7 protein-coding genes and 1 pseudogene are annotated in these 6489 nt (G+C 48.2%); 1 reads left to right on the top strand and 7 read right to left on the bottom strand.

Features of this window, described 5'->3' with window-relative positions; all coding sequences use genetic code 11:
- Nucleotides 1-83: 83 nt before the first annotated feature.
- Nucleotides 84-353: pseudogene (locus BMZ51_RS23975) on the top strand (integrase core domain-containing protein); the annotation flags it as partial.
- A 51-nt stretch (nt 354-404) separates the two neighbouring features.
- On the opposite strand, the gene BMZ51_RS24420 reads toward BMZ51_RS23975, so the two are convergent.
- The 7 genes from BMZ51_RS24420 to BMZ51_RS22760 all read right to left on the bottom strand — a co-directional run bounded on the left by BMZ51_RS24420 (nt 405) and on the right by BMZ51_RS22760 (nt 6221).
- Nucleotides 405-1004 carry a hypothetical protein gene (locus BMZ51_RS24420; RefSeq protein ID WP_203416226.1) on the bottom strand — a complete coding sequence of 200 codons (600 nt, stop codon included), beginning with the start codon at nt 1002-1004 and terminating at the stop codon, nt 405-407.
- An 18-nt stretch (nt 1005-1022) separates the two neighbouring features.
- Entirely contained in the window at nt 1023-2192 is a 1170-nt protein-coding gene (locus BMZ51_RS22785) for an MFS transporter (protein ID WP_082825702.1), read from the bottom strand.
- Between the two features lie 51 nt (nt 2193-2243).
- Nucleotides 2244-2645, bottom strand: a complete 402-nt coding sequence (locus BMZ51_RS22780; RefSeq protein WP_208979636.1) for a helix-turn-helix domain-containing protein — start codon at nt 2643-2645, stop codon at nt 2244-2246.
- A gap of 99 nt (nt 2646-2744) precedes the next feature.
- Nucleotides 2745-3254 carry a DUF2165 family protein gene (locus BMZ51_RS22775; RefSeq protein ID WP_068009414.1) on the bottom strand — a complete coding sequence of 170 codons (510 nt, stop codon included), beginning with the start codon at nt 3252-3254 and terminating at the stop codon, nt 2745-2747.
- A complete protein-coding gene (locus BMZ51_RS22770) occupies nt 3251-3958 on the bottom strand; it encodes an HAD family hydrolase (protein WP_068009413.1) in 708 nt (235 codons plus the stop codon). Before BMZ51_RS22770 ends, BMZ51_RS22775 begins: the two co-directional genes overlap by 4 nt.
- Before the next feature lie 5 nt (nt 3959-3963).
- Nucleotides 3964-4728 (bottom strand): AfsA-related hotdog domain-containing protein, encoded by a 765-nt coding sequence (locus tag BMZ51_RS22765; protein ID WP_068009412.1) that lies wholly within the window; start codon nt 4726-4728, stop codon nt 3964-3966.
- Between the two features lie 734 nt (nt 4729-5462).
- Nucleotides 5463-6221 (bottom strand): IS5 family transposase, encoded by a 759-nt coding sequence (locus tag BMZ51_RS22760; RefSeq protein WP_244277640.1) that lies wholly within the window; start codon nt 6219-6221, stop codon nt 5463-5465.
- Between the last annotated feature and the right edge of the window lie 268 nt (nt 6222-6489).

Raw genomic sequence — 6489 nt, 5'->3', positions numbered from 1 at the left:
GAGGTTTCCTTTATCAACCGTCTGTTTGGAATTCACGCCTAAATTGCGCATGGGGAAGGCTATTTGTGTCTTCACTCAACAGATGCAACAGAGCCTATCAGCGGCTCTTATCGAGGCACAAGATTACCCCTTCGATGAGCGGCAAGGGCAATTGCTTCGATAATTCCATGGTGGAAACCGAGTTCAAGGCCATTAAGTCTGAAAGGTTGTGGCGAACTACCTTTCAGACTCGTCAGAAGGCAGAAAAGGCACTCGGCCTTTACATTGACGACTTTTACAATCCAATCAGGCGGCACTCGTCGTTAGGCTATCAATCGCCAATAGCGTTCGAGAGACAAAAAAGAAATAGTGAGACAGAGGCTCTCCATTTTCTTCAGGCCAGTCCACTCAAGCTTGGAAAGACTCTACAGTTGTGGCCACAACTGCTTCAAGGCGGACTTTTGCTTTTTGAGCCAACTATCATGTAACCATTTCTCTGTGCGGCGATTGCCGGGGATAGTGCGCCAGAAGATGTCCCGTTCAAAAACCATAACCTGTTTCTCAGGACCCACAATCACCCAGAACCAGAGCTGATCAGGTGTTGTTGCCCGCATCTTCACCTTCATTCCAGTCAGTTTAAGTTCTTTCTTCTGGCCATCTTCGTTCACAGTAATGGTCTCATCATGCGGGGCAATCCAATGAACCCTATGAGATTCTAGCAAGTCGGGTGCATAAGTACGCAGCACATCCATTGCTACCGCATGAGCTTCTTCCTGACTTGGAAGTACAGCTGGTTGCGCCATCTCCTTTGTCATGCGAGCGTATCCAAGAAGTTTGCCGTCGGCTGCAACAATATGCGAGATGTGTTCACCGCCCAGATGCGCGTTCTGCTTATCTTGAAGAGCAGACCTTGTAAGAGTTGCTTCAACACCATCAGCCCGAACGGAAACCTCTGGATACGTTTCATAAGTTGCAGGCAGGGTTGCACCCATCAAAAAAAGCGAAAGAGTTACGACTGTATTCATTGTATTCTCCCAGTCTGTTTATTTGGAAGTCAATATTGCCTGTTGCCGTCTATCTTGCAGAGAAACCAAAGAAATAAAGAATGCAGCAAGCAGAAGAAGGATTGCAGGGACTGAAATCAAAGCGGCAAAACTTAGAGTGTTCAGCGCTATTGCTGTTGGAGGCGCAACGCTGGCGCCGATGAAAAGGCAAAAGGTGTAAAGAGACATGGCCAGCCCACGATTGGTCTGCTGAGCATTGCTGGCAATTACGGTAATCAATCCAGGTACAGCCATTGCAATACCAGCTGAGATAATGAGCGAGGCTATGAGCAGGACTGGTGTTCCTGCCAGCGTTAAAAACAGCCCGACAGCCGTTGTTGTAAGGCCCACAAGCGCTAGCTTTTCTGGCGTAAATCGTTGAGACAGCTTACCTGAGGCAAGGCTCAGCAACAATGCAGGTAATCCCACCAGTTTGATTAGCTCCGCATCAACACCTTTTGTTTGGGCAAGCAGGGATAACCCAATCTGGAATGAAATGAAGCCAAACAGCACTGTGAGTGCCGCACACCAGCTGGAAACAATTTTTGGGGTACTGAAGAGCCCCTTTAGCAGTCCGCTTTCATTCTTGGGCGCATCAACTGAGGATTGGGGATGTCGCGTTCCCGGAATGGTCAGAGCCAGACAAAGCGCACAAACCAAATAAATCGGCGATAAACTGAGCATGAGCTGTGTAGGCGCGATGGTAACGCTCGCCCCAACCATTTGCGCGAGAGGTGCAGCGGCGAGAAAGCTAAAGCTCATAAAAGCTACGCCTTGTGCGCGTCTTTGAATAGGCAAAGTTTCTGCAATAACTGATAGCGCTACCGGAGGGAAGCTGGCGGCAGCAAACCCTTGCATGACGCGCAGTGCCAAAAATTGTGGAAGGCTTTCTGCAAAATACAGCATTGCAGTCGCAACAAACAGGCATGCCAGTCCACTCAATATAACGCGTCGCCGTCCATAACGGTCGGAAACAGGACCAAAGACCAGGAAGCCGGTGGCATAGGCAAAACCAAACGCAGAACCGGCCCATGCAGCAGATTCCTGCCTGACAGCGAACATGACCGACAACGGTGCATTGAGTGGAATCGTCAGATAAAGCTGCCCGACCACTGAAACACCTGTCACCATGAACGCAAGCAGCATTAGATTAGATCGATAAATATTCATTTTACGTCAACTGTAGATTTGGGGTAAATGAAGCCGCTAAAGCGGCTTCCGTTAAGATTTCTGCATCAATGCTTCGCCATAGAGCCGTTCCATGTGACTGATATTTTTGATCAGATCACTGCGAAAAGCCGATAACTCATCTATCTGTTTATCTACGTTCTCCAGCTGCCCCTTAAGGATCTCAATAACCTTGATTTTCCCCGATAACGGCGCGGCATCACTCTGAAAATAAAGGTCAATAACACCAGCAATATCTTCGAGAGAGAGACCAAGCTTCTTAAGAGCTGCAATCTTCTGCAAGCGCTGAAGGACTTCTGGCTCGTACAGTCTGTGTTTCGGTCCATCACGTTGAACCGGTGAGATTAATCCCAGGTTCTCATAGTAGTGAACGGTTCGCGAGCTCACGCCAGCGCGTTCGGTGAGTTCACCAATTTTCATGAGTTGCGTTGTCATCCTGAACCCGCCAATCATTATCTAACGTTAACTGTATAATAGTGAGCCATCAAGAATGAGTCTAGGGCGATTTGCATAGAATTGAACCGTATCCGTGCTCTAGCGAACGAGCTGCTCAGGTTTTGGCTGATTAATGAAAATGAGGGTAGCGATGGACATAAGGATAAGAGCCATATGTACGCCTTGTATTGCACCCTGTTTCATCCAGTATCCAAACCATAAGCCCCCACTCAGGAAGAAGAGCCAGAGACAAAGAAACATCGTTAGCGCCACATTGGCACCGCTAACGGCGGCGGAATACCTGGCTGGCTGCCATAGTGCTCGGAACATCAGATAGGATGCGACCCAAAGAGCAATCGCTGTTAGCATCTGCCACGCGGCCACGAGATACAGGACCACTTGCGGAGAAGCTGAAACCCAAGCCCTCCACTCTAAGCCATTGCCGAATAGAGGATCTTCAATTAGCAACCGCATGCTGAGCATGTTGCTCAGGTGAATAATGTTGGTTCCCTGGTCAGTCAGATTATTCAGCACCGCAATTGTCATCCATCCGGCCAGACCAGTTAGTAAAACAAAGCGCGGCAGTGTCGAAAATACCGAGGACTTCATCGGGCCATCTCCAGTTGGTTTATTGGGTTCTTGAGTGGAATGATGGGCCAGCCCCGCTCGACGGCGAGAGCCTCGGCATCCGAGTTGCCTTCAACAAAGTATCCATTACCAACAAGGCTGATAAAGCCAGCATCAGAAATGTGATCTCCATATGCATGACAAACCATTGGGTCAGCTTGGTGTGTCTGCATAAAAGCGCGCACAGCCTCGGTTTTGCCATCACCGATCATGCATCGGCCGGCAATTTCGCCTGTATATACCCCGTTGGCATCCACTTCTAATTCTGTTGCCAAGATATGATTAACACCTAGCGTTTCAGCAAGTTTGAAGAGGAAGTCATATGCCGAGCCAGACACAAATACTGGCTCGAACCCATTTGTACGAAGCTCTTTCAAGCGCATTATGGTTTCAGGAATGAAGAATGGATAAAACTCATTCTGCAACACCCGTTTTTCGATGTAAGTCGCTGCAATTGCACGCGTATCCCACCGAGATAAGCCTTTAAGCGCATGGTAAAACGCGCGATTCACATCTTCCCTGGGCCTGCCTTGCAGGCGTAGATCGCGCAGATGCTTTATGAGGTCAGCCGCGGTCAAATTCACAAAATGCAGAGCAAGTTCATTCAGGATTGAAAACATCGTCTTTTCGCAAACGAGTGTTTCGTCAACGTCAAAAAATGCGAACCCATTTATTCTTGTGGTCATCAAACTTACCCCACCGCTTTCAGTGGCTGAGCAAGTTCATTCAGAGTAACAGGATCCGGCGCGTATTTTGTGAGCAAGCGCTGGACAGCTTTCTGAGCTAGCTTTTCTTCCTTGGGTTGGAGTGAAGTGTTCTCAAAGACCGTGTAATCGACCTCAGCGGTAGCAACACGCCCTTGCTCTTGAAAAACCTCCACGGTTGCAACAAAGCGTGCGCGATCATCACGTGGCTGCGTAAAATCGTTTACGGTCTGACGCAGTGACGTAGCGATCGGGAAGGCAAACTGCTCAAATTTCACGTCCAGTTTATTAAACACGACGTAACCACCAACCGGAACGCCAAGATGCTCATACTGGGTCTCACTCACAGCAATAAACATTTGCCGGATACCCTCAATCAGCAACATCCCCTGTAAGTGGCACCCGGTGACATGGTCAGACATAATCTCGTTTCGGTCGTCAACGAGGACATCTGCTTCAAAGACATTGTCTTCAACCTTACGTGGGAAAGAGATTAACTCATTGTGCTGAAAGTGCTTATGACAGATCTCCCGGCCTGCTTTCGCGGGGTCGTCCGCCAATGAGATGCATGGAAGCCCCAGTGCCCGAGAGAGTACTGAGATCACATGAGCGTCTTTATCATGCACTCCTTGGCCGAGAATAAAGCCCTTGTATGCTGCACCATTTGTCAAACCACGGATTGCGTCTTGGGTCGTAATTGCACCCGCCACTTCCGCAAAATTATTAAATCGATCACCGACAATCACTTGCATAATCAACTCCAATAGAACGAAAAATTTCGAGCAGGTTCTTACGTGAGCTGTAGATTTATGTCAATGAACGCATACTCAAATTTTGAGGCTGGCCGCCAAGATAATGAAGCAGTACCCGTCATAGGTTTGCGAAATTGACTGATAGACAGCCTCTTGAAGAAGGCTTTACCGGATTGAAAATAAAGAAAGTATCCGAAAACGAGACAACTTCGTTCGGCGAAATAAATGACGTGAGGAGGCAGCTGTAAGTGAAATTAAAGTTGTTAATTTCTTTTGCACAACTAAAGGTAGCAGCAAACTAATCTCGCCTTCAAACGAAGTTACTCTCTAATTTCAGAGTCATCTGGTGAGCAAGCATGATCAGAATTCACAATGCAGGTGCATTATGTGAATTAGGGAACAACGGAAACGGTCAAAACAGAAAACCCTCTGGCAATGGCGGAGGACATACTGAGCAATCAAGAACAGCAAGACGCAATTATCTCATTGCCGAAGGAGCTCATCCTCTGCGACTGCGCTAAGCAGATCTGGCGGCGGCCGTGTTGCATAACTCGAAATCAGTTTAAATTATGCCCAACCCACGACACGTGGGCATCATGAGACCTTCTCGAACGTGGGTCGTCCGAGGCTGGTCATTTTGTTGAGAGCGGCAACACCAAGCTTGGCTTCCGTCCTCTGATTTTCAAATTTCCGTGCCCTCAGTTTGTTGCCGATTACGTGCTTGAAGCGGCCCATCAAAGTTTCTCCTCGAGATCTTCGTCCTTAGCAAGTTTGCTTCTGCCAAGCCATCTTGCCATTCTCTTGAATACAAAAAATGTCTGTGTCACTGATATTGGCTTTATCTCAGCCTTAGGACTGGGAACCGCAGTTTTTGGTGGAGGAATGATAATTTTAACGCCCTCAAAACGGTCCACTAATTCTTGTCTAGTGGACTGGCCGTCATAAGCGTCATCACCAAGAAATGCGGCAACTGGACCATCAATCTGATCCAGAAGGCCTGGTAATGCTGTCGGGTCCCCAACGCTCTCCTGAGTCAATTCAGAACACAGGATTTGTCCGCTCTTCAAGTCAAGGCCGAGGTGGAGTTTGCGCCATGTTCTGCGCGTTAGCTTAGCTCCATGCTTTGCTTTCTGCCATTCTCCGGCACCAAAGATCTTCGCTCCCGTGCTGTCGACGACAAGATGGATAGGTTCAGTTCTAGCAGTTAGCTGACGCTTCAGACTTAAAAGTTTCAAACCACCAGCACGACGGGAAAGGGTTGAGAAGTCGGGAACTGGTAAATCCAGCTTCATCAATCTAAGCACAGTGCGCGCAAACCCTTGTGTTTGGCGCAGGGCTAAACCAAATACTACCCTCAGCTGTAAGCAGGTTTCTATGGCAACGTCAGCAAACTTTGGCGGGCGGCCTCGCCGCTTTATCTGGGCTACATTCCAATTTGCTGCAACGCTGCTATCAATCCAAATGTTAATATCAGCGCTGGCGCAGGCTTTCATTATAAGCTGACCAGTTGGTGACCCGAAATTTGGCTTTGGTGAACTTGTCTCGTCGATCGACATTGTGTTTGAACGGCATGAAAAGCAGACTGGCTGAAAAGCGGAAAGCTAATTACCCGTCAAAAGCATATTTGTGCAACAGCGCCCACAATCTAAGTGAATATACTCGATTGGGCTCTGTTGCATCTGTTGAGTGAAGACACAAATAGCCTTCCCCATGCGCAATTTAGGCGTGAATTCCAAACAGACGGTTGATAAAGGAAACCTC

Origin of the sequence: Pseudovibrio axinellae (genome assembly GCF_900110875.1) — a bacterium.
GTDB classification, from domain to species: Bacteria; Pseudomonadota; Alphaproteobacteria; order Rhizobiales; family Stappiaceae; genus Pseudovibrio; species Pseudovibrio axinellae.
This window is presented reverse-complemented; position numbering and strand designations above follow the sequence as displayed.

Excerpts from the sequence above, each read along its gene's own strand:
- BMZ51_RS22775 (WP_068009414.1), bottom strand. The coding sequence starts at position 3,254 with ATGAAGTCCTCGGTATTTTCGACACTGCCGCGCTTTGTTTTACTAACT.
- BMZ51_RS22765 (WP_068009412.1), bottom strand. The coding sequence starts at position 4,728 with ATGCAAGTGATTGTCGGTGATCGATTTAATAATTTTGCGGAAGTGGCG.
- BMZ51_RS22760 (WP_244277640.1), bottom strand. The coding sequence starts at position 6,221 with ATGAAAGCCTGCGCCAGCGCTGATATTAACATTTGGATTGATAGCAGC.
- BMZ51_RS24420 (WP_203416226.1), bottom strand. The coding sequence starts at position 1,004 with ATGAATACAGTCGTAACTCTTTCGCTTTTTTTGATGGGTGCAACCCTG.
- BMZ51_RS22770 (WP_068009413.1), bottom strand. The coding sequence starts at position 3,958 with ATGACCACAAGAATAAATGGGTTCGCATTTTTTGACGTTGACGAAACA.
- BMZ51_RS22785 (WP_082825702.1), bottom strand. The coding sequence starts at position 2,192 with ATGAATATTTATCGATCTAATCTAATGCTGCTTGCGTTCATGGTGACA.
- BMZ51_RS22780 (WP_208979636.1), bottom strand. The coding sequence starts at position 2,645 with ATGACAACGCAACTCATGAAAATTGGTGAACTCACCGAACGCGCTGGC.